The following is a 251-nucleotide window of genomic DNA, read 5'->3' on the forward strand; positions in this document are numbered from 1 at the left end:
GTGCTCCTTGAGAAACGAGACTCCGAATCCTCGTTTTACTCCAGGGGGCTTACTTCCGCGGCCCTTCATAGTATCTAAGAGCCGCTAACCAAACCGTGTCATCGTCACATGGCAGTTGAGCATTGTGATGTGCCATGGCACGAAAGAAGATCAACAACGAATTGTGGAAGGCCTTGCAGCCATTGCTGCCGACGGTCGAACCCTCGCCCAAAGGCGGCCGACCGCGAGTGGACGACCGTGCAGCGCTTGGC

Annotated in this window: 1 pseudogene; it reads left to right on the forward strand. The window is 56.6% G+C overall.

The window, feature by feature from the left end:
* Nucleotides 1–134: 134 nt before the first annotated feature.
* Nucleotides 135–251 (forward strand): annotated as a pseudogene (locus J8I82_RS38165) (IS5/IS1182 family transposase); the annotation flags it as partial.

The sequence above is a fragment of the Cupriavidus consociatus genome (assembly GCF_017814975.1).
Classification (GTDB): domain Bacteria; phylum Pseudomonadota; class Gammaproteobacteria; order Burkholderiales; family Burkholderiaceae; genus Cupriavidus; species Cupriavidus consociatus.